The following is a 22,099-nucleotide window of genomic DNA, read 5'->3' as shown; positions in this document are numbered from 1 at the left end:
CCACTGGGAACCCAGTGCTCATCAGACCAGCTTCTCATGTAAAAATGCTGTGTTTTAACATAAGAATAGCTACTTTTTTGCTAATTAACTTAATGTCTAATCAAATTTCCTGGATCCCAGACTGGGATGACAAGAAGAGAAGGGATGCTGGAATGAGAGGTCTATTATGAAACTTTCTTTATACGCCATATCATCAATCTCGTTGCTATTAATTCTCATGCACGTTGCTGCAACTTTTAAGGATTGGAGTGGCTACAGAGAATATATCGTAAAAGAGTTAGAGAAGACGTATGATGCTAAAGTACATGTTGGAGGAAAAATTGAAGTTTCGCTCATTACTCCAAAACTTACTATTTACAATGTATATGTACAATATAACAAAAACAAGGAACAAAAATTATCAGATTTAATTAGTGCAAAAAAAATTGAAATAAGGCCATCGTTGTTTTCATTTTCATTGCAACCAAAGTCAATCTCATTTTTGGGCATGAAAAGCAACAAAGAAAATTTACTTAATATTATAAATACGAAAGCCAATGATAATATAGTTGATATATTAATAAAGGACAGCCAAATAAGTTTTAACGCCGATACTATTAACATCAAGGAAGTTGCTATAAAAAAAAATAAGCAGTTTTTTGGTGAAGTACAGATTGGTGACAACAATTACGATTTTTCTGGAAAGGTTAATGTCACAAAAAATAATGTATACATTAGTGTTGATTCAAATTTTGCAAATTTGCTATTTAAAGGTAATAGAAATCAACAGGGTAATTTAACACTGACAATCAATAACAGTTCCGGTTCTGTGAGCAATTTAGCAAAAATCATTAATCTTAGCTTCCTTTCTTATGTGATTCCCAGCGAAAATATTGAGATATCATCCAATATCAATCTCAATGAAAGCGAGTTTACGGCAACTGATTTAAAAATTGAGTCCAAAAGCATGCAAGGCACTGGTATAATACAAAATGATAGAAAAAGTGATCATACTAATATCAATATTAGTTTTAGTAAAGTCGACCTAAAAAACGGCTCACACAAAACAACAGATATGAAGGGTCTTTTAGAATCTTTTAGAGAGGTTGTGCCAAAGAACCTGAGCTTGGATTTTAATATGGAAGCTTCAAATATTCAATATCAAAACAGGATATTGGACAAATTTCATGCTACGCTAAAATTTGCTAATGGCGAAATAAACGTTGATACTCTTCTTCAATTTCCTGGAACCAATAATATATCTCGCTTATCAGGAAGAGTTTCAAACAATGGCAACTTGTCTGAATTTAATGGTGATATATTGATAAAGGGTGAGTCGTTCATCTCACATATTTTACCTTCTATCAAGATGCAAGAAAGAGAGAAAAGTCAATTTACAGCAAGTTCTAAACTATATTTAGCACCTAGAATATTATCTCTTTCAGATATCAGATTGCTAAATAACAAAGAATCTTGGCAAGGATCAATTAAGGTAAATCACACAAAAAAACACAATATGATCGATAGTAAATTTAGCATACATAACATTAATATAGATAAATATGATTATTCATTATTCAGCAAAGTGCAATGGCTGAAAAATCTTAAATATGATGTAAATATAAGAACTAGTGTTAAAGATTCTATATTCAATGGTACAAAAATTGAAGATTTGGATTTTTCATTAAAAATACAAGAGAACAAGCTAGTTGCAGATAAAATAAAGTTATTCGGAGAAAATTTCGACATTACCGGTAGTGTAAAAATATTAGTGGATCAAAAATACACTAAGCCTTTATTAGACGTAAACCTTACAGGTAATAAATTTAATGGAAATATCTTTAAATTACCAAAACTATTAGAGGTAAAAAGAAACTCAAGAAATGAAATAAATCAAATTCAATGGTCAACAAAGCAGCTTAATTTTTTAGATGAGAAAGGAGATTTTGATGCAAACGTGCAAATCAAAACTACAGAATTTAAAATTGGGCAAAACGTCTTAAAAGATTTTAACTTGGATACAGTGATAAGAAACAACACTATCACTATCAAACAGATAAGTTACATACTAGAACATGGACAAATGTTTTTTCAGGGTTATCTAAAAGCAGGCTCAATTCACACAAAATTTTCTATTGCAAATTTGGACACCAAGGAAGTTATAGGAGTTAATAACATAAATGGCAAGATAAGCTTAAGTGGTGAAATCAAAACTCAAGGGACAAGCTTTGATGATTGGGCTAGTAACTTATCAGGAAATGTAAACTTTCAAGCACAGAAAATAGAGTTTACAAATGTGGATTTTAATTCATTCATCACTAAGTTGTTAAGCAGTAAGAATAAACCTGAAATTTCCAAGCTTGCTTACGTTGATATATATAATGGCAGTACGCTTTTTGAAAATATTAATGGAAAAGTAAGTATTAACAGTGGTGTATGTTCAACTAGTTCACAGTTTAGTACCGATCAAGCATCAGGTTCTATCTCTTCTAATTTAATCTTATCTAATTTCTCCTTAACTTCTATATTCAGACTCTTTTTCATACTACCAAATCATAATAGTCCTCTTTATATCGAGGCACACTTAGATGGCCCTATTTGGTGCCCTAAGATGAGTTTTGATGTAGACCAAATTTACAACACCTTAGTTAGCAAGAAAAATAGTTAACTCATTTAGATGTAGGATTTAAGGGACCATCTATCTTTAAGTTAGACCTTAGTAAAAGATGTTCTACTCTCACCAATGATAAAACTGATTGATTGTTTGTACATTCTCAATGCTTGCGTCGCTGCAGCTTGTGCTTGGACTCTCTGTCTCTCCAAGCAATAAACGTGTTATCTCCCTGTAGCCTTCACAAACAGACAAATGCAAAGGAGTAAAACCAGAATTGTCCACTGCATTAACATTTGCTCCGTTTTTAAGCAATAATTTCATTTCCTCTAAGCGGTTTCCGCAAGCAGCATAATGTAAGGGAGTAGCGCCATTATAATCTACTGCATTAACACTCGCTCCGTTTTTAAGCAATAATTTCATTTCCTCTAAGCGGTTTCCGCAAGCAGCATAATGTAAGGGAGTAGCACCCTTATGATCTGCTGCATTAACATTCGCTTTGCATGTCGATAACAATTCTATATGAGGAAGAGTAAATCGAGAATTACTTACTGAATTTCCTTGTTCTTGATACATAAAATACCCCCAGTTTATTACAGCTTAGTATAAATATCTACACTATATAAATATCAATTCAACTTATCACCACCGGGTAACGGTGGCAAGCCAAAAGCTTCTCTTTTTTCATTGAGCGTCATGAAGCTTGCGTTTTGCACGTATTTCCACATCTTTTGTCTTTTCTCCATTAGAATTTCTATCGCGTCTTTATCATATGACAAACATAAATCTTTGCCAAACTTGGGCACTAGCCAAGAATTTAAGTGACAAATAATATTTTCTAGCGTTGGTAAAATCGTCTGTTCCCAAAGGGAAAGACGTGCTTCGATCAAATTGCTATAAGTATTATCACCTGGTATGCCAAGCAACTGCGGCGGAACGCCAAAAGCTAGCGCAATATCACGAGCTGAGCTATGCTTGGATTCAATAAAATCCATATCCCTTGGTGATAAGCTCATCTCCTTCCACTCTAAGCCCCCTTCAAGTAATATTGGTCTTCCAGCGTTGACAGGACCTGAATAATGATCATTTATCTGTGCTTTTAAGCGTTGGTACTGCTCTTGACTTAAGTTTCCACCACTTCCATCCTTTTCTGATTTTACAACTATTGCACCACTTGGTCTTGCTCCATTTTGCAGCATTGCCTGATTCCAAGCACCAGCCTGATTATGCTGATCTATACTATATGCAGCTGCCTCAATTGGTGAAAGTCCATACCAATCATTCAAAGGGTTAAAGGTTTTAAGATGCAGTACTGTTGAACGCCCGGTTAATTTATCAACTCTAAAGTCATAACTGTTGTTATTTACGGTATAACGATAGGCATAAGGAACGTTACTTCTCCCTGGAATAATTTCAACCCTATCAGGGCGCAGAAGATAAAGCTCTGTTGGTTTATTCTGCGCCTCAATCATCAATACATAAGAATTGCCATTAACTAATCGATAAGTCACAATCCCTTCAATAAATTCCGATTTTGATGTCATTGGATTAGGAGAATAAAGTAACTTCAGTAATGGATGCGCTTTTAGTTGTGATTTTCCCTGGTCAGTAAGCTGGCAGAGAGTAAAAGGTACCGAAGATGAAGCACTTGCGATCATATTAATTGCTCGAAAGGCAATAACATTTTTTATGTAGCCTTCCTCAGCAAAACTTACATAATCACGCCTACTCCAACTTGGTTCCATCATTAGTTGCAAAGCAGAGTATTCACTGCTTTTCTTTCTTTGAAAAATGTTAAAATTCATATGTGCCTCCTGAAAAATTAAATTTGTTAAAAGATTAAAATTATAGTTGAATTATATCAATTGGTGTTACAAGAATGATATCATCTGAGTAGCTGACACTAGTTCGTTTGCGATAGTGCCATTCAAGTAGCCCATATTTGTCATCCAAGTAGCTTGACACTAGGATCCATCTTTTTATACAATTTAGTCAAATACGTTCCTTTTAGCGTAAAACAGCTATGCTTACCAGTTCAGTGTGCTATCTACAATCAAATTTCTGGATTCCAGACTGGAATGACATTGATAGACCTAAAGAAATAGAATATGACAGAATGGCTAATATCTAACCAACTTATTGATTATAACAATGCTGTAGAATTCATGGAAGCAAAAATTCAACAAATTTACAATAATTTATCTGACGAGCTAGTATGGCTGCTCCAGCACCCTCCACTTTATACTGCAGGAATCGGTGCAACAGATGATGACATTATTGAAAAATTGTTTCCTGTCTATAAAACAGGCAGGGGCGGTAAATATACATATCACGGACCAGGGCAGCGCATTATATATTTAATGCTAAATCTTAAAAAAAGAAACAAATGTGACATAAAACTATATATCAGAGACCTAAGTAATTGGATCATAAATGTTTTAAAACACTTTAATATACTTGGGGAATTTAAGGAAGATAGAATAGGCATTTGGGTGAACAACAACGGAGTAGAAGAAAAAATAGCAGCTTTTGGCATTCGCTTGAGAAAATGGGTAACTTATCATGGCATAGCGCTTAATTTCTCTCCGAATCTTTCCCACTATAAGGGTATTATTCCTTGTGGACTAAAAGATTACGGCGTTACATCAATGGAAAAACTAGGAGTAAAAGTTTCTCTTTGCGAATTAGATGATATATTAAAGCAAGAGTTTCATAAGATATTTTAATGTATTTTTCTATTCTTTATTTTCTATGCCTTTTACTCACTAATCCTGCAAATCAAGTTGATATTATTGCTCCTTCTTCGAAAGGAAAAGGATCAGATCTGCCTACTATAAGAGAATACGTAAAAACTTTGGATTTTAATCCTCACATTTCGGAGAAAATATACAGTAATGACAACCCATTTTATTCTAACTCTGATGAGTTTAGAGCGAATGATTTGGTTAATGCGCTCACTGATGATAGCAAAATAATTTGGTGTATCAGAGGAGGAGAAGGGGCTTCTCGGCTAATTCCTTACCTAGAAAAGCTGCCCAATGATAAAAAAGAAAGAATTGCTCAAAACAAAAAAATTCTTATAGGCTATAGTGATATCACTGCTTTACATATTTATCTGCAAGTTAAATACGACTGGCAAACCCTCCACGGCACCATGTTGGAAATGATAGTAAATAACTCTGTTGCTGAAAGCTCTGTTGAAAAATTAAAAGAATTAATTCTTAACCAACGCAACTCTATCAGATTTGACAACTTAAAGATGATAAATAATGGAGTTAGACTAAAAAATGGCAGATTAGAGTCTAAAATCATCGGTGGTAATATGACTTTGGTTGAAAACAGTATAGGAACTGCTTGGCAAATAAACGCAAAAAACAAAATTCTATTTTTAGAAGACATAAGAGTTTATCCATATTCAATTGAACGCAGTTTAGATCACCTAAAACAAGCTCATATTTTTGATGGAGTACATGCAGTAATCTTTGGTGACTTTGTTAACTGTTATAATGATAATCTTGTTGAAATTGTAAAAGAAAGGTTTGCAAAAAGTGTTAACTTTCCAGTATTTACAATGAAAGGAGTAGGCCATGGACATATAAATGACCCTTTACCTCTCAACACTCACACTATCATCAGCATTCAAAACGAGAAGGAGTTTATGGATGTGCAACAGTTATACAAGTAGCTTTATCTCACACTCCTTTCATTCCAGCACTTTCCCTTCAACCATTCAAGTAGCCCTCCTTCTTGTCATCCCAGTGCCTAGACACTGGAATCCAGATCAAGTACGGCTATTATCCAAATAACCCTTCGTTGTTATTCAAGCAGCCCCTTCATTGTCATCCCAGTGCCCAGACACTGGGATCCAGGAACCTGCGTCACGCGCTCTACTATGAAGGAATGCCAGTAACTCCCTGCTGTTCATTTATTGAGTTGACAATTGGTTTTTCTGCTCCATCAACTTTAGTACTAGGCTTTAGTAATTCATATGTAGCACAACCAACTACCAGTGCTGCTGCTGTAACTGCAACCACTGCTATAACTATAGGTATCAACTGAGCTGTAATTGTTCCAGTTGTAAAAAGTGCCACTGCTATGGCAGTGCCTAATAATGTAGTTACTCCACCGGCAATCATTGATTTATTACGTGCTTTCACAATCATTGCCTTATTATTATGTTCTTCCACAAAAGAACGTCCTCCTGCGTCTAATAGAGCTTTTACTAAGTCTTGATTCTTAGCATAATCTAAAGGAGTCTTTCCATATAAATCTACTGCATTAACATTTGTTCCTTCTTGTAATAAAATCCCTACTATACCTACGAGACCATTCTTAGCATCATTATGTAAAAAAAGAGGTTCTTTTAAACCAAAATCTACTCCTCTTCCGAAAAAAAACTCTGTTATCTTTTTGTGACCATACAAAGCAGCATAGTGCAAAGCAGTGCGATTCGCACTATCTTTCACATTAACATCTGCTCCTTTTGAGATTAAAAACTCTACTACCTCTTTGCGACCATACAAAGCAGCATGGTGCAAAGCAGTGCTATTCAACATATCTTTCGCATTAACATCTGCTTCTTTTGAGATTAAAAACTCTACTATCTCTTTGCGACCACACAAAGCAGCATAGTGCAAAACAGTGCGATTCAACATATCTTTCGCATTAACATCTGCTCCTGCTTCGAGTAAAACCCCTACTGTCTTTGTGTAACCATTCTGAGCAGCTATAATTAATAACTTCTGATTTCTGCGTAGGAGAATATCAAATGCATCATTTACATCAAATTCATCTTTCTCCCACTCTTGATATAGACCTTGATCCTGTTTCTTTAGTTCTTCTTGTATTTCCTCAATTATATTATCTGTATTTAAGCCTTCCTTAACCTCAATCGTCCTCAGTACTTTTTTCAGTAATTCATATTCTCCTGTCATGATTTTACCTTCAATATTAAACGATATGTTTAATTATTACATGATTATGATAAAAAGTCAATTAAAACAAGCTAATAACCGGGATTGTGAATAGTAAATTAGATTCAAATAGCCTCTTTGGTGTTATTTCAGTGTTAGACCTTTTCATATCCCTACGAGCAAATTAATGTTATCCTTTTATTGCTAATCTAAAGTTTTTTATGTTCATACACTTGCGTGTTCATAGCGTTTATTCTCTGCTTGAGAGTTCGGTTAAAATTGAGGAGCTGATTGGTCTTTGTTTGCAGAACAAAATGCCGGCAGTTGCAGTTACTGACTCAGGTAACTTATTTGGCTCACTTGAATTTGCAGAATATGCAGCAAGTAGGGGAATACAGCTAATAATAGGATGCAATATTATCGTTCGACACTTAGAACAAAATTTATCAATACTGCTACTTGCAAAAAATGAACAAGGGTACACTAATTTAGTCACCTTGGTGAGTGAGTCTTTTAAAAAGTGCAAGAATAACAGCGATATTCCTTACGTTGATTTTGATGAGCTATTAAATTTAAGTTCAGGCCTAATCGCCTTAACTGGTGGATATGACGGCATATTGGCTCAACTGTTATTGAAGCAAGATAAAGAAACGATAAAAAGACTGCTCTCAGCATTCGATGGTCATTTATATGTTGAATTGCAGCGTCATGGGCTGAATAAAGAGCTAGAGCTTGAAGAAGCTTTAATAGATTTTGCTTATCAGCGCAATATACCACTAGTTGCAACGAATGATGTGTTTTTTCCAAATAAGTCTGACTATGAGGCTTATGACATATTAACGTGCATATCAGAGGGCAGTTATGCCCTGGAGAATAACAGAAAGAAGTTAACTACCGAGCATTACTTCAAATCTGTGGCAGAAATGGAGGAACTGTTCAGCGACATTCCCGAAGCAATTCATAACACTTCAGTGATAGCTAAGCGGTGCTCTTACATGCCAAGAAGCAGGCAGCCTATCTTGCCTAAATTTCCTTGTCGAGAAAATAAAACTGAGAATGAAGAACTGAGGGAGCAGGCAGTTGCAGGATTAGAATTCCGCATTGCAAATGAAACGGACATAGACCTTAAACAATACTACGATCGGCTGAATTACGAACTAAGCGTAATAACTTCGATGAACTACGCTGGCTACTTTTTGATAGTTTCTGATTTCATTCGTTGGAGCAAAGCAAATGGCATTCCAGTTGGACCGGGAAGAGGTTCTGGTGCTGGATCGATTGTTGCTTGGAGCTTACAAATTACAGATCTTGATCCAATAAAGTTTGGTCTGATCTTTGAAAGATTTTTAAATCCTGATCGTGTATCGATGCCTGACTTTGATATCGATTTCTGCCAAGAGAAAAGGGACCTGGTTATTGATTATGTTCAGAAAAAGTACGGTTATGTTGCTCAAATAATCACTTTTGGAAAATTGCAAGCAAGGGCAGTATTGCGTGATGTTGGTAGAGTATTGCAAATGCCTTACTCTCAAGTGGATAAAATATCTAAAATGGTTCCATTTAATCCAGTAAATCCTGTAACTTTATCGCAAGCGATAGAGCTTGATCAAAACCTACAGAAAGAACGAGATAGTGATGAGGTAATTGCAAAGCTTCTTGATATATCACTAAAGCTCGAAGGAATATATCGTCACGTTTCAACTCATGCTGCTGGAATTGTAATATGCGATCAAAAATTAGAAAATTTTGTTCCCGTCTATTATGATCCAAATTCGGCTCTGCCAATCACTCAATACAGCATGAAATATGTAGAGAAAGCTGGGTTAATAAAATTTGATTTTCTTGGACTTGGTACGCTAACACTAATAGATCATGTATGTCGTTTAATTAATCGTGATGAAAAAAAATTTGATATTTCCTCGGTTTCTTTGATTGATCAAAGAACCTATGAAATGCTCTCAAGAGGTGATTCAATCGGAGTGTTTCAGCTTGAAAGTTCGGGAATGAGAGAAGCTTTAATCAAACTAAAGCCAGACTGCATTGAAGATATCATCGCTTTAATTTCTCTTTATCGCCCAGGGCCTATGGATAACATTCCAACTTATGTTGCAAGAAAGCATGGACTTGAAAAGCCAGATTACATTCATCCATTGCTTGAGGAGGTGTTAAAAGAAACATTCGGAGTAATAATCTACCAAGAACAGGTAATGGAAATAGCGCGTATTCTCTCTGGATATAGCTTAGCAGAGGCGGATTTACTCAGACGTGCCATGGGTAAGAAAATTAAGGCAGAGATGGATAAACAACGTGAACTTTTTGTTCAAGGAGCAACAAAAAACGGTGTTGATTACGACAGGGCAAGTTATATTTTTGATCTTGTTGCAAAATTTGCTGGTTATGGATTTAATAAATCCCACGCTGCAGCATATGCGATTATATCTTACCAAACAGCTTACCTTAAGGCTAACTACCCGCTAGAATTTTTTACGGCCTTGATGAATCTCAACATTGATGATAGAGACAAACTGAATTTGTTTTATCATGCTGCAAAATTCAGTGGAGTTGCTGTTCTTTCGCCTGATATCAGCAAATCTAAGGCTGAATTTTCAATAGAGGGTGAGCACATACGCTACGGAATTGCTGCTTTGCGTAATGTTGGTTTTGCTACAGCAGAAGGAATAGTAAATGCACCTTATAAGGACATATGGGAATTTATTCAAAATTCTGGTCATATGATAAATAAGAGGGCGCTAGAAAGCTTAATTAAATCTGGAGCTTTCGATAGTGTGCACAAAAATAGAAAGCAGTTATACGAGTCAATAGACACATTGATTTACTTTGCAAATAAAAATAGGCAGTCAAATCAAGCTGCTTTATTTGGTAATCTTGATATTCTGAAGCCAAAACTTGAGAACGTGGAAGATTTTAATGAAGAGGAAAAATTAGAGCATGAGTTATTTTCATTGGGATTTTACTTAACTAATCATCCACTTGAAAAGTTTAGAACTCTCTTGAAAAAATTAAATATTGGGTTTATCGGAGAGAGTAAGACGATAAAAACTGCTGGTGTAATATTAAATGTGCGTATGAGAACCTCAGAACGTGGAAGATTTGTTATCCTAACACTTTCTGATCCCCACAATGTTTCTGAAATAGCATTCTACAATAATGAAATAATAGAAGAAAAAAGGAATCTATTTTCACCTGGAGCATTTGTGATAATTGATCTTGAAATTTCAGAAAACACAACGAGACTATCAGGAAAGGACATATCTGAATTTACAGAAAAGGTTACTTCTCTAATGAAAGGATTAGTTTTAACTGCTGTATGTGCAGACTCGCAAAAAGTTGCTGAGGAGTTGAATTCAGTGTTGAAAAATGGAGGCAAAACCAAAATAATGCTAAAGTTTCTTCTCAAAAAACATAAAGTCAGCATCTTGTTGCCAGGTACATATTCAATCACCCCCCAAGCTATTTATGAAATATCTCACTTAAGTTGGATTGAAGGCGTAGAAATTAATACAAATAACTTGCTTATATAAAAAAGTTTTATATAATAAAGTGTTTAATTGATATTAAAGGAAGATATAGTGAATCTCTATGAATTTACTTTTATAGCACAACCGAACTTATTGCAGCAAGAAGTAGAAGAAATGGTCCAAGAATTGGCTATTTTGTTGAAAAATATTAAAGCAGATGTTATTTCTCAGGAGGTTAAAGGTCTCATAGAAAGAGAACATAGCACAGTTACAAAACAAGAGCTAGAGGCAAGTACTGAAAGCATTAAAAAAAGTCTGATTGTTTACTCTGATTTTTTGGAAACTCTGACAAAAATTTTATGGGTTGAATTGGAAGAAGATTTTTCAAATTTAAAAGAAATAAAGTCAAGAATCGATAAAGAATTGAAAAATGAACTAAGTGATACGGGAATAAAACAAAATTTTATGGACCTTCCAGGAGCTAACACTAAAAGTGCATTTATCTATAATGTAGTAAATGCTTTTAAGGAAAATATTTCACAACATCTAATAAAGCCCCTTCAAGAGGTTTTAAAAAGTTTTAAAATAGTAGACTCAAATCAATTGAGTAAAACGCTGGAAGTGCTTTTGAAAAATATTGAAGCTTCAGGATTGATAAAATATGAATATTGGGGTCTATTGGATTTTGCATACCCAATAAATAAGATGAAAAGTGGTCATTACTGTATGATGTGTATAAGTTTTACTTCAAGCATTATGGATGAATTTGAGCGTAGAGTAAAACTGAATGAGAATATTATTCGCCACTTGTCTGTACGGGTTAATGAGTTTTTTAAAGGTAAATCTTACATGCTGGATAAACAAATTGAGGAGAAAAGTGCATAATGATGAAAAGACGAAATAGTTTTAATAATTCTTACGTGTCTGTAAATAACAGAACTGGCTTTAGGCGTCCTAAGGTCTGTCCTCTTACTGCATCTAAAGATGAGGACATAGACTATAAGAATATAGATTTATTGTCCAAATTCACCTCTGACTATGGTAGAATATTACCTAGAAGGTTAACAGGTGTGTGCGCAAGAAAACAAAGAAAGTTGCGCTTAGCAATTATAAGAGCACGCTTTTTAGCTCTTGCTCCTTACTGTACTAAAAAAGTTAGGTAATTTATGTTAATAATTTTAAAGGAAAATATAACAACTTTAGGTAAGCTTGGTGAAGTTGTCAAAGTTAAGCCAGGTTATGCACGTAATTTTCTTTTTCCACAAAAAAAGGCGATGAAAGCCACTAAGGAAAATTTAATAAAGTTAGAGGAACAGCGTTTATTATTGGAAGAAGAAAATATCAAAAAATTAAATGCAGCAAAAGTGCTTGCATCATCACTGCATGATAAATTTATTATATTAATAAAGCAAGCTTCAGAGGATGGAAAGATTTTTGGCTCTGTAACCACACGTGAAATTGCAAAAACTTTATTACAAGAAGGATATGATATAAGTCATCATAGTTTATCTTTTGGTGGAATAAGTATCAAAAATTTGGGCGAGTATCAAGTAAATATAGAATTACATAGTAAAGTGATAGTTCCAATTACTATATACGTTGTAAGATCTGAAAAAGATGCACATGAATTGAGGCAAGTAAAGTTGCAAAATCAGAAATCTGAGCAACAAGAGGCAGAGCAAGATGCGAGTAAAGAAGCTACTGATGGTGATGATAGCTGATCAAAGATGATCCCTTGTTATAGTCGTAAAGAAATGTCTTCCATTGCTAAGCTGGTATCATCCCAGTGCTCCCCTCATGTCATCCCAGTGCGTGACACTGGGATCCAGTTTATTTCATCATGGACATTATTTTATGCTTCTAGAATCCGTTGTCCATTGAATAATTTGCAAATACTTTTATATCTGGATTCCAGTGTCATGCACTGGAATGACACCATTATTGGAATAAATCAAAAATGATCCCACGCTATAGCCGCAAAGAAATGTCTTCCATTTGGGAAGAAAAAAATAAGTTTAATATATGGCTCAAAATAGAAAAATTAGCGTGTGAAGCTCAAGCAGAGTTAGGAGTGATTCCAAATAGTGTTGCTCAGAAGCTCTCTGATGTTATTGAATTTGATATTGAACGTATTAACGAAATTGAATCCATTGTAAAACATGATGTTATAGCTTTTTTAACATATGTTGCTGAAGAAGCGGGAGTTGATGTTCGTTATCTTCATTATGGAATGACAAGTTCTGACGTTTTAGATACATGCCTTGCGGTTCAGTTAAAGGAATCATGTGATATTTTGCTCGAAAATTTAAAAAATATACTTGCAGCACTGAAAAAAAAGGCTGAGGACTATAAAAATATTGTTTGTGTTGGGCGCAGTCATGGAATGCATGCAGAATCAACAACTCTTGGATTAAAATTTGCTAGATTTTATGCTGAATTTAAACGCAATTATCAGAGATTAATTAGCGCGAAAACAGAGATCTCGATTTGTAAAATATCAGGTGCAGTAGGTAATTTTTCAAATGTTGATCCGTTTGTTGAAGAGTATGTAGCGAAAGAAATGGGACTTATACCTGAAACCATATCGTCTCAAGTCATTCCTCGTGATAGACACGCAATATTCTTTTCAGTTTTAGGAGTGATTGCAAGTTCAATAGAGAATATTGCCGTTGAAATACGTCACTTGCAAAGAACTGAAGTTGGAGAAATTTCTGAGTATTTTTCCACTGGTCAGAAGGGAAGTTCTGCTATGCCGCATAAGTGTAATCCTATTTTAAGTGAGAATTTGACTGGGCTCTCACGCTTAATACGCAGCTATGTTTTTCCTGCATTAGAAAATGTTGCATTATGGCACGAACGAGATATATCGCACTCGTCTGTGGAAAGATGCATTGCTCCTGATGCTTGTATAGCAATGGATTTTGCTTTAGTACGATTAACAGATTTGATAGATAAATTGGTGATCAATAAGGAAAACATTAAAAAGAACTTAAATTCTTCAAAAGGCTTGGTTTTTTCACAACGAGTATTACTCGAGTTGGTAAATATTGGTTTGGCGAGGGAAGAGGCATATAAAATTGTTCAGAATAATGCAATGAAAGTAAAGCAAGATAACAGTGATTTTCTGTTCGAATTGAAACAAGATAAATCCTTGCATGGAATTATTGACTCTGAAAAACTTGAGTCTTTGTTTGATTTGAAGTATTATATGAAACATATAGATTACATATATAGCAAGGTTTTTAATTAGGCTGAGTAGCTCAGTGGTAGAGCAGGAGGATCATAATCTCTTGGTCGGGGGTTCAAATCCCTCCTCAGCCACTCAAGCTAAGCTATGGTTTGGCGATAGCAGCGCACTTGACAAAATAACGTGATTCATTGTCAATTAACTGAAGTTTTTTTTCAGTTGTTCATATAGTATATGGAATAATGTATGTGAAGCGATAAAGATACAACATTTGTTGTATCTATTCAGGGGAATGGCTAATGGTATCCGTTCAAGAAAGTGGTAAGGTAGATGAGAAAAGACAACTAAATGAATTTCATCCGAGTAGCTGACACTGGCATCTATATAAAGACAATCTAATGCACTCATTTAAAGTGAAGTTTTCTGGATCCCAGTGTCTAGGCACTGGGATAACAAGAAAAGAGTTGACTTGAATGACACCGAATAGGTACTGGGACAGAGGCTACTTGAATAATATTTTACCATGTCATTCCAGCACTTGATGCTGGAATCCAGAAGTTTTTTGAGCACAAAAGTCATGCTAAGTTTTTGTTGTTAAGAAAGGCTGGATAGCTACTTGCATGACACCATTTGTTACTGTGTTTTTGTCTATCTTATTTTGCTACCCTACTGAACGAATACACAAAATCTAACTTTTTTCTATACAACCAGCCAGGTCAAGAAAGGTGAATCTATCTCTTGTTGCAAATGTAAGATTGACTACCTTGCAATATTGCTCTTTGTTCCAATTAAGATGCTCCGGTAAGTACGGAATTGATAGATCTTCAAATACTTTCTGCAGGTGTTTTGCAGATAGTAAATTTTGCTTAATTAAACTAGAAATATTACTCCATTCTTTGCAAATAATCTCTTGAATTTTTTGCTGCATCATTTGCTTCTGCTTTAGAATTTTTATAAATTCGGTATTACCAAAGCACTGAGTTATATGTTTTACATCTAAAGTGATCGGTTTGGTAATCGGGTTTCGTATTGACAATATCTCCTCTTGCAAGTTAGCCATGGTAATCGTTGTCACAGCAATTTTTTCCCCATGTAACGAGGAGGAATAATCCTGTGTTACCATCTCAATTGCATGAGCTATCATATGTTCTCCTTGACTTGCAGAGTAACTGCCTTTTGACATCACCATTCCGAGTCCTGAAATCAATAAGGCTTCCATAAGTAATAAAACTACTCTTTTATCTTTTTTAGCAAGTGCCAAGTGTTCTCTGAGCAAAATTTCCTCCAGATTGCGAACAAGTTTAAAGGGGAGTTCATTATATTCTGTGCCAAGTAATAGATGAGATAATAGCCAATCGGCTTGTACTGTTGAACGGCAGATGAAATCTGCAAATCCACTTAATGTGAGGCGTAGTGGTGCGTTGGCAATTATATCGGTATCAATGTATATTGCCTTTGGAAGATGTGCTCCGAACGATTTTTTATATCCATCAACTAATATTGAAGCGTTTGCAGAGCTATATCCATTCATGGAAGCAGCTGTTGGAAAGGATATGTAGTCTTTGCCTTCTAAATAGCTTGCGTACTTACAGATATCATTAACAGTGCCACTGCCAAATGCAACCATTAAGTCACTATCTTTTGCTTTATTTCTAACTAGGTTTACAGCTTGGAGAGAAGCAGCTCTGTTCAGTCTATTTGGTGTCATCCAAGTAGCGTGACACTGCGATCCATCATAGTCACGCGCTGGAATGACAGGTGTGGCTGGAATAATTAAATGAGAAACTTTATTAAGTATGTTTTTGTTTAAAAGTTTTGCTGTATTTTCATCTGCAATCAGAAAAATGTCATTTCCATATTGTCTACATATTTCATAGATATTATCAGCAACTTCCCTAATAAGAACTTGTTCTGTGTGCTGTAATATTTGTTTTAAATATCGCATAGAATGTTTACAATACGGTAATGTTAGTATTTCAAGATTGGTATGAAGATTGACCCTGTAGAACTAACTAAGAAATTAATTTCTTTTAAAAGTATAACACCAAAAGACGATGGGGCAATAGAGCATATAGCAGCCATTCTCAAGAAAAGTGGTTTTGAATGTGAGATTTTAGAGTTTGGTGATAAAGTTAAAAATCTTTATGCGAAATATATAAATGGAGTACCAAACTTGTGTTTTGCTGGACATGTTGATGTTGTACCACCAGGTGAGTTAAAAGATTGGATATCTGATCCATTTAAGCCAGAAGTTAGAGATGGAATGCTATACGGAAGAGGAGCAGCTGATATGAAAGGCGGAGTAGCTGCATTTATTGCTGCTATGGTAGATTCAGTTGCAGGTAAGTTTCGATTCAGTGGTTCAATCAGTGCATTGATTACCAGTGCTGAAGAAAGCGCGGAAGAACATGGAACAAAGGAAGTTTTGGAATGGATGAAAAGTAAGCAAAAAAAGATAGATTTTTGTATAGTTGGAGAACCAACGAGTAGTGAGAAATTAGGTGATACCATAAAAATAGGTAGAAGAGGTTCTGCAACATTTAAATTGATTTGCCATGGTAAACAAGGGCACGTTGCCTACCCAGATCTAGCAGATAATCCAATATATAAAATGGTATCGATACTAAGTAAGATAAAAGATACCACTTTTGATACTGGTAATAAATATTTTCAGCCTTCACATTGCGAAATTACTACTATCGACGTTGGAAATAATACTAATAATCTAATACCTAGCTCAATAGCAGCAGGTTTCAATATTCGATATAACAACATACAGACGCTTGACGGCTTATATAAGCTGATTGATGAAATATGCTCTAGTGTAACTAACGATTATAAACTGTCTATGCAGAGCAGCAGAAACGTTTTTCTCTCTATTCCTGATAGAAATACTGATATTATGCTTGATGCGATAAATAAAATTACCGGCATTGATGCTGTGCTGAGTACAAATGGTGGCACATCTGATGCTGCGTTTATTAAGGATATTTGTCCAGTAATTGAATTTGGTATGATCAACAAAACCGCACATCAGGTAAATGAATGCGTATCAATAGACGATATACATAAATTAACAGCTATATATAAGGAGTTTATAAAAAATTATTTTTACCCCACTAATAAAATATTAAACCAGATCAATGTAATTGGTAATACGCCTGATGGTCCATTATTAGCTTGAGGTGCAGTTGCATAGAGAAGAAAACTGTATCCGTTCAGAGGTGTGGTTTAAGAAACAACAGCTAGCAGGTTTTGAAAAGGGTTTAATTCCTTTTGTTTCCAAGTCAGATACAACGAAATTATCCGCTCAAGAAATCTATTCCCTCGCTCTGACTGTGCAAAATATGAATTCTTACGATAGACAACATAATGCCGTATCTGTCGCTCAACATGGTTATTCGTTAATGGAATATTCTCTGGGTCATCCAAAAATGTCCACATCATTGACTCGGATTTTATAATACCCTTTACCGTTCGTGAAGCTCCTTTTGCTTCAAGTATATAAGATATTTTTATCATGCAGTACTGTATGTATCTTCGTAATTCTTTAGCTTGCTTAGTGAACTTTGAAATACTAATTTCATTTTCTGACAAAGCGTTTTTTAATACAAACAATCCATTAGCTGCGTCTTTTAAACAATGGCCAAGTCTCATTACTTCACTATTCCAACTATGAGATAACCTCTCGAAATTTCTCAATAAGTGAGCCCAACAAATTTGTCGTTTTTCATCACTGAAGTGGTTGTAAACTGCATATCTGTCAGTAATTACCAGGTTTTTGTAATCACAAAATGCACTATTCTTTAAAAATTTCATTCCTCTTGTATCTGCTAACTTCATAAGACTTGCTTTATTGTTGGCAAACATCCAGCACCATCCCAATTTGCCTTTGTTGTAGTGACTGGTTTCATCAATATGCAAAATTTCGCTTGCTTTTATTTCTTCCTCTATTTGTTCATAGGCTTCTTTACATTTTGACGAAACCCTTGCTTCACTATTGGACACACTACCAACACTTATACTCATGTTAAAGATGTCTTTCATAATATTCGCTATTTCTCGCTTTGAATTCTTATAAAACCCACTTAGTGATGCAACTACTGACTTAACTCTAGGACCAAAGGTATCCGGTGTAACTCCTTCTGGTAATTTGCTACTCCTTCTTTTTCCGCATTTACGACAGCGACCATGTTCTAATTGATACTCAACTACGTAAGGCTTAATTTCTGGTAAATCAACTTTTTGATAGACATATGGTTTTTCCGATATTGCGATTTCTTCACCACACTCGCATCTATTTGGTAACTCTACCTTCACCACCTCATCTGCTTCCATTTTAGCTCGGCAATTCCCCTTATGTCCAACTTGACCACCTATCTTCCTGCCGCCCTCTGACTTATCTTCTGGTGTGTCTTTTTTTATTTTGTACAGCTCTTTTGAACTTGGTAAAGATGAATTCCTTGAGTTTAAGCCGAGTCTCTCTCTTAGTTCAGCATTCTCTATTTCTAAGATTTTATTTTTTTCTTCAAGCTTTGCTACTTTCTGCTCTAAGTTTTTACATAACTCTACAATACTGATCAACAATTGAAGCATCTAGCCTTACTTTACTATCAACATTTTGTGTTATTACTACTTTAATATATTATGTCAATTGTTTTTTATCCTTGCCACACCTCTGAACGGATACTAAAAATGAGATAAAAGAGATAGTGTCACAGCCATCCTTCGAGATTCCAACAGATTCAAGTTCACCTCTTTCTTGGGATTGGTAATGTAAGTGCCAGTAGATGATATCTCGCTATGTCATTTACTGTTGTCATTACAGCATGTGATACACAGCTGTACGAACATTATTCTGTAGGAAGATGTCATGCCAGTGCCCAGACACTGGCATCCATTTTCCCATCATCATAAGAAACGTTATATTTTAACATTACTTTTATACTCGCAAATTTAACTGGATCCCAGTGTCACGCACTGGGATGACATCTTCCAGCTGTGCATGTGAAGCTAAAATGGCATTCGTATCCGTTCAGAGGTGTGGCAAGGATAAAAAACAATTGACATAATATATTAAAGTAGTAATAACACAAAATGTTGATAGTAAAGTAAGGCTAGATGCTTCAATTGTTGATCAGTATTGTAGAGTTATGTAAAAACTTAGAGCAGAAAGTAGCAAAGCTTGAAGAAAAAAATAAAATCTTAGAAATAGAGAATGCTGAACTAAGAGAGAGACTCGGCTTAAACTCAAGGAATTCATCTTTACCAAGTTCAAAAGAGCTGTACAAAATAAAAAAAGACACACCAGAAGATAAGTCAGAGGGCGGCAGGAAGATAGGTGGTCAAGTTGGACATAAGGGGAATTGCCGAGCTAAAATGGAAGCAGATGAGGTGGTGAAGGTAGAGTTACCAAATAGATGCGAGTGTGGTGAAGAAATCGCAATATCGGAAAAACCATATGTCTATCAAAAAGTTGATTTACCAGAAATTAAGCCTTACGTAGTTGAGTATCAATTAGAACATGGTCGCTGTCGTAAATGCGGAAAAAGAAGGAGTAGCAAATTACCAGAAGGAGTTACACCGGATACCTTTGGTCCTAGAGTTAAGTCAGTAGTTGCATCACTAAGTGGGTTTTATAAGAATTCAAAGCGAGAAATAGCGAATATTATGAAAGACATCTTTAACATGAGTATAAGTGTTGGTAGTGTGTCCAATAGTGAAGCAAGGGTTTCGTCAAAATGTAAAGAAGCCTATGAACAAATAGAGGAAGAAATAAAAGCAAGCGAAATTTTGCATATTGATGAAACCAGTCACTACAACAAAGGCAAATTGGGATGGTGCTGGATGTTTGCCAACAATAAAGCAAGTCTTATGAAGTTAGCAGATACAAGAGGAATGAAATTTTTAAAGAATAGTGCATTTTGTGATTACAAAAACCTGGTAATTACTGACAGATATGCAGTTTACAACCACTTCAGTGATGAAAAACGACAAATTTGTTGGGCTCACTTATTGAGAAATTTCGAGAGGTTATCTCATAGTTGGAATAGTGAAGTAATGAGACTTAGCCATTGTTTAAAAGACGCAGCTAATGGATTGTTTGTATTAAAAAACGCTTTGTCAGAAAATGAAATTAGTATTTCAAAGTTCACTAAGCAAGCTAAAGAATTACGAAGATACATACAGTACTGCATGATAAAAATATCTTATATACTTGAAGCAAAAGGAGCTTCACGAACGGTAAAGGGTATTATAAAATCCGAGTCAATGATGTGGACATTTTTGGATGACCCAGAGAATATTCCATTAACGAATAACCATGTTGAGCGACAGATACGGCATTATGTTGTCTATCGTAAGAATTCATATTTTGCACAGTCAGAGCGAGGGAATAGATTTCTTGAGCGGATAATTTCGTTGTATCTGACTTGGAAACAAAAGGAATTAAACCCTTTTCAAAACCTGCTAGCTGTTGTTTCTTAAACCACACCTCTGAACGGATACTGGCATTCTTTTTTCTAGATTCCAACGGTCTTGATAACAGGCAAGAAGTATATTTTTCATTGCAACTAATTTGCAGTGATTTTTGTTTTAATGTAAATGGAATATAGTCCTATTGCTGCTGCGTTTGAAACATTTAGACTGTTAATTACGTTTGACATTGGGATTTTTAAAAGATAATCACAATTTTCTTTAACTAGTCTCCGCATTCCTTTCTCTTCAGAACCAAAAACAATTACTCTTTTTTGCCCAAAATTCTTTATTTCATCTATATTTTCCTTTGCATTGCAATCAAACCCATAACACCAGTAGCCTATCTTTTTTAAAGACTCCATCGTCTTTACTATGTTTGTAACGTATATTAGAGGGACAATATCCAGTGCTCCACTTGCTGCTTTTGCGATAGATGCATTTTCGCCCGGCGAATGGTGATGTGGTAAAACCAATGCATCAATGTTGAAACAAGCTGAGGTTCTTAAAATCGAACCTATATTGTGTGTATCAGTAATTTGATCTAAAATGACTATAGTAGAGTTTTCACCTGAACCTTCAGCTATTTCTTCAATATTTAAGCTGTGAAAAATAGGAGTAACTTTTAAAGCAATTCCTTGGTGATTTACACCTTTGGGTAAAACATCATTGAACATTTTGTTCTCTACCAGTCGAGCTTTAATGCCCTTACTATCTGCACATTGTTTAATTTCTTTCTCAAATTCTCTGTAGAAATTTTCTGTTACTAACAGTTCTATACACCGCCTATTTTTGTTTCTTAATGCTGAAATACAAGTGTGCTTTCCATATATCCAACAGTTTTCATTAGCTTTTGATGATTTCATCTCATTATTAAAAATCAGATTTTTATAGAGTAAGCAATATTTTACTGTGTTTATATATTATTGTAAAATTATGCAGTTCAATTAATGAATTTATGTCAGACGATGAGTTAGATTGGCAAAAAAATGTTAAGCCAATAGAATGTGGCAAAGTTACTTTGAAAGTTGATCACAAAGTAAATATAAAATCTATGATTGATAAAGGTATCTCTGGCTTACAAGAAAATTTTCTTAATACCGATAATGGTGATTCATCATTTTGTCTTGACTACAATACAAAATTAAAGATCGATAGAGGCAAATATTTTATAAGCGATAAACTCGATTTGCATGGCTATAGTATAGATAATGCTTATTGTAAATTGATAGATTTTATTATCAAAAATTATCAAGCAAGGAATAGGTGCTTATTGGTAATTACGGGGCATGGTAATAGTACAGATAAAATAGACACTATAAAGAATAGCTTAAATAAGTGGTTGAATGACACAAAAGTTCGAAATATGATCTTATACTATCAGCAAGCCATAAAAAAACATGGTGGCAAAGGAGCTTTTTATGTCTTATTAAGAAGAAATAAAGGTTAATTTTAG

17 protein-coding genes and 1 tRNA gene are annotated in these 22,099 nt (G+C 34.8%); 12 read left to right on the top strand and 6 right to left on the bottom strand.

Annotated features, from left to right (window positions below; all coding sequences use genetic code 11):
• Positions 1 to 166: 166 nt before the first annotated feature.
• Positions 167 to 2,647 (top strand): AsmA-like C-terminal region-containing protein, encoded by a 2,481-nt coding sequence (locus OPR42_RS05015; RefSeq protein ID WP_265042035.1) that lies wholly within the window; start codon positions 167 to 169, stop codon positions 2,645 to 2,647.
• 69 nt (positions 2,648 to 2,716) lie between these two features.
• Here the strand turns inward: OPR42_RS05015 and OPR42_RS05010 are convergent, their stop codons facing one another.
• Entirely contained in the window at positions 2,717 to 3,166 is a 450-nt protein-coding gene (locus OPR42_RS05010; RefSeq protein WP_264682940.1) for an ankyrin repeat domain-containing protein, read from the bottom strand.
• 53 nt (positions 3,167 to 3,219) lie between these two features.
• A complete protein-coding gene (locus OPR42_RS05005; protein ID WP_265042034.1) occupies positions 3,220 to 4,395 on the bottom strand; it encodes a phage portal protein in 1,176 nt (391 codons plus the stop codon).
• Between the two features lie 303 nt (positions 4,396 to 4,698).
• Here OPR42_RS05005 and lipB point away from each other — a divergent pair, with 303 nt between their 5' ends.
• Both lipB and OPR42_RS04995 read left to right on the top strand, forming a co-directional pair.
• The gene (gene lipB, locus OPR42_RS05000) at positions 4,699 to 5,316 is read left to right on the top strand and encodes a lipoyl(octanoyl) transferase LipB (RefSeq protein ID WP_265042032.1); all 618 of its coding nucleotides are present in this window, start codon (positions 4,699 to 4,701) and stop codon (positions 5,314 to 5,316) included.
• The gene (locus tag OPR42_RS04995) at positions 5,316 to 6,275 is read left to right on the top strand and encodes an LD-carboxypeptidase (protein ID WP_265042030.1); all 960 of its coding nucleotides are present in this window, start codon (positions 5,316 to 5,318) and stop codon (positions 6,273 to 6,275) included. Before lipB ends, OPR42_RS04995 begins: the two co-directional genes overlap by 1 nt.
• A 205-nt stretch (positions 6,276 to 6,480) precedes the next feature.
• Here the strand turns inward: OPR42_RS04995 and OPR42_RS04990 are convergent, their stop codons facing one another.
• Positions 6,481 to 7,524, bottom strand: coding sequence for an ankyrin repeat domain-containing protein (locus OPR42_RS04990; protein WP_265042029.1), 1,044 nt, complete (start codon positions 7,522 to 7,524; stop codon positions 6,481 to 6,483).
• Between the two features lie 200 nt (positions 7,525 to 7,724).
• Between OPR42_RS04990 and dnaE the strand changes: the two genes are divergently transcribed.
• The 6 genes from dnaE to OPR42_RS04960 all read left to right on the top strand — a co-directional run bounded on the left by dnaE (position 7,725) and on the right by OPR42_RS04960 (position 14,303).
• The gene (gene dnaE, locus OPR42_RS04985) at positions 7,725 to 11,045 is read left to right on the top strand and encodes a DNA polymerase III subunit alpha (RefSeq protein WP_265042027.1); all 3,321 of its coding nucleotides are present in this window, start codon (positions 7,725 to 7,727) and stop codon (positions 11,043 to 11,045) included.
• A 48-nt stretch (positions 11,046 to 11,093) separates the two neighbouring features.
• Positions 11,094 to 11,867 (top strand): 30S ribosomal protein S6, encoded by a 774-nt coding sequence (rpsF, locus tag OPR42_RS04980; RefSeq protein WP_029237619.1) that lies wholly within the window; start codon positions 11,094 to 11,096, stop codon positions 11,865 to 11,867.
• Complete coding sequence (rpsR, locus tag OPR42_RS04975; protein WP_010402759.1) at positions 11,867 to 12,145, top strand: 30S ribosomal protein S18; 279 nt, start codon at positions 11,867 to 11,869, stop codon at positions 12,143 to 12,145. The genes rpsF and rpsR overlap by 1 nt, the downstream gene beginning before the upstream one ends.
• A 3-nt stretch (positions 12,146 to 12,148) precedes the next feature.
• Complete coding sequence (rplI, locus tag OPR42_RS04970; RefSeq protein WP_010402757.1) at positions 12,149 to 12,703, top strand: 50S ribosomal protein L9; 555 nt, start codon at positions 12,149 to 12,151, stop codon at positions 12,701 to 12,703.
• A 236-nt stretch (positions 12,704 to 12,939) separates the two neighbouring features.
• Positions 12,940 to 14,232 carry an adenylosuccinate lyase gene (purB, locus tag OPR42_RS04965; RefSeq protein WP_265042025.1) on the top strand — a complete coding sequence of 431 codons (1,293 nt, stop codon included), beginning with the start codon at positions 12,940 to 12,942 and terminating at the stop codon, positions 14,230 to 14,232.
• Positions 14,232 to 14,303 (top strand) — tRNA-Met (locus OPR42_RS04960). The genes purB and OPR42_RS04960 overlap by 1 nt, the downstream gene beginning before the upstream one ends.
• A gap of 554 nt (positions 14,304 to 14,857) precedes the next feature.
• Here the strand turns inward: OPR42_RS04960 and OPR42_RS04955 are convergent.
• Positions 14,858 to 16,114 (bottom strand): iron-containing alcohol dehydrogenase, encoded by a 1,257-nt coding sequence (locus tag OPR42_RS04955; RefSeq protein WP_007302109.1) that lies wholly within the window; start codon positions 16,112 to 16,114, stop codon positions 14,858 to 14,860.
• 42 nt (positions 16,115 to 16,156) lie between these two features.
• Between OPR42_RS04955 and dapE the strand changes: the two genes are divergently transcribed.
• Complete coding sequence (dapE, locus tag OPR42_RS04950; RefSeq protein WP_265042023.1) at positions 16,157 to 17,353, top strand: succinyl-diaminopimelate desuccinylase; 1,197 nt, start codon at positions 16,157 to 16,159, stop codon at positions 17,351 to 17,353.
• A gap of 47 nt (positions 17,354 to 17,400) precedes the next feature.
• Here dapE and tnpC (OPR42_RS04945) read toward each other — a convergent pair whose 3' ends face one another.
• Positions 17,401 to 18,753 carry an IS66 family transposase gene (gene tnpC, locus OPR42_RS04945; RefSeq protein WP_264330462.1) on the bottom strand — a complete coding sequence of 451 codons (1,353 nt, stop codon included), beginning with the start codon at positions 18,751 to 18,753 and terminating at the stop codon, positions 17,401 to 17,403.
• A 549-nt stretch (positions 18,754 to 19,302) separates the two neighbouring features.
• On the opposite strand from tnpC (OPR42_RS04945), the gene tnpC (OPR42_RS04940) reads away from it, so the two are divergent.
• On the top strand, positions 19,303 to 20,655 hold the full coding sequence (gene tnpC / locus OPR42_RS04940) for an IS66 family transposase (RefSeq protein WP_265042338.1): 1,353 nt from the start codon (positions 19,303 to 19,305) through the stop codon (positions 20,653 to 20,655).
• An 86-nt stretch (positions 20,656 to 20,741) separates the two neighbouring features.
• On the opposite strand, the gene rlmB is transcribed toward tnpC (OPR42_RS04940), so the two are convergent.
• Positions 20,742 to 21,509: a 23S rRNA (guanosine(2251)-2'-O)-methyltransferase RlmB gene (gene rlmB / locus OPR42_RS04935; protein ID WP_264377652.1), complete on the bottom strand. Its 768-nt coding sequence runs from the start codon at positions 21,507 to 21,509 to the stop codon at positions 20,742 to 20,744.
• A gap of 92 nt (positions 21,510 to 21,601) precedes the next feature.
• Here rlmB and OPR42_RS04930 point away from each other — a divergent pair, with 92 nt between their 5' ends.
• Complete coding sequence (locus OPR42_RS04930; protein WP_264374581.1) at positions 21,602 to 22,093, top strand: Smr/MutS family protein; 492 nt, start codon at positions 21,602 to 21,604, stop codon at positions 22,091 to 22,093.
• Positions 22,094 to 22,099: the final 6 nt, after the last annotated feature.

Source organism: Wolbachia endosymbiont (group B) of Melanostoma mellinum (assembly GCF_947251465.1).
In the GTDB taxonomy this organism is placed as follows: domain Bacteria; phylum Pseudomonadota; class Alphaproteobacteria; order Rickettsiales; family Anaplasmataceae; genus Wolbachia.
Note: the sequence above shows the minus strand (reverse complement) of the source record. Positions and strands in the feature narration are given on the sequence as shown.

Bases quoted from the DNA above. Each gene is read 5' to 3' on its own strand.
- OPR42_RS05015 (WP_265042035.1), top strand. From the start codon at position 167: ATGAAACTTTCTTTATACGCCATATCATCAATCTCGTTGCTATTAATT.
- OPR42_RS05010 (WP_264682940.1), bottom strand. From the start codon at position 3,166: ATGTATCAAGAACAAGGAAATTCAGTAAGTAATTCTCGATTTACTCTT.
- OPR42_RS05005 (WP_265042034.1), bottom strand. From the start codon at position 4,395: ATGAATTTTAACATTTTTCAAAGAAAGAAAAGCAGTGAATACTCTGCT.
- lipB (WP_265042032.1), top strand. From the start codon at position 4,699: ATGACAGAATGGCTAATATCTAACCAACTTATTGATTATAACAATGCT.
- OPR42_RS04995 (WP_265042030.1), top strand. From the start codon at position 5,316: ATGTATTTTTCTATTCTTTATTTTCTATGCCTTTTACTCACTAATCCT.
- OPR42_RS04990 (WP_265042029.1), bottom strand. From the start codon at position 7,524: ATGACAGGAGAATATGAATTACTGAAAAAAGTACTGAGGACGATTGAG.
- dnaE (WP_265042027.1), top strand. From the start codon at position 7,725: ATGTTCATACACTTGCGTGTTCATAGCGTTTATTCTCTGCTTGAGAGT.
- rpsR (WP_010402759.1), top strand. From the start codon at position 11,867: ATGATGAAAAGACGAAATAGTTTTAATAATTCTTACGTGTCTGTAAAT.
- rplI (WP_010402757.1), top strand. From the start codon at position 12,149: ATGTTAATAATTTTAAAGGAAAATATAACAACTTTAGGTAAGCTTGGT.
- purB (WP_265042025.1), top strand. From the start codon at position 12,940: ATGATCCCACGCTATAGCCGCAAAGAAATGTCTTCCATTTGGGAAGAA.
- OPR42_RS04955 (WP_007302109.1), bottom strand. From the start codon at position 16,114: ATGCGATATTTAAAACAAATATTACAGCACACAGAACAAGTTCTTATT.
- dapE (WP_265042023.1), top strand. From the start codon at position 16,157: ATGAAGATTGACCCTGTAGAACTAACTAAGAAATTAATTTCTTTTAAA.
- rlmB (WP_264377652.1), bottom strand. From the start codon at position 21,509: ATGAAATCATCAAAAGCTAATGAAAACTGTTGGATATATGGAAAGCAC.
- OPR42_RS04930 (WP_264374581.1), top strand. From the start codon at position 21,602: ATGTCAGACGATGAGTTAGATTGGCAAAAAAATGTTAAGCCAATAGAA.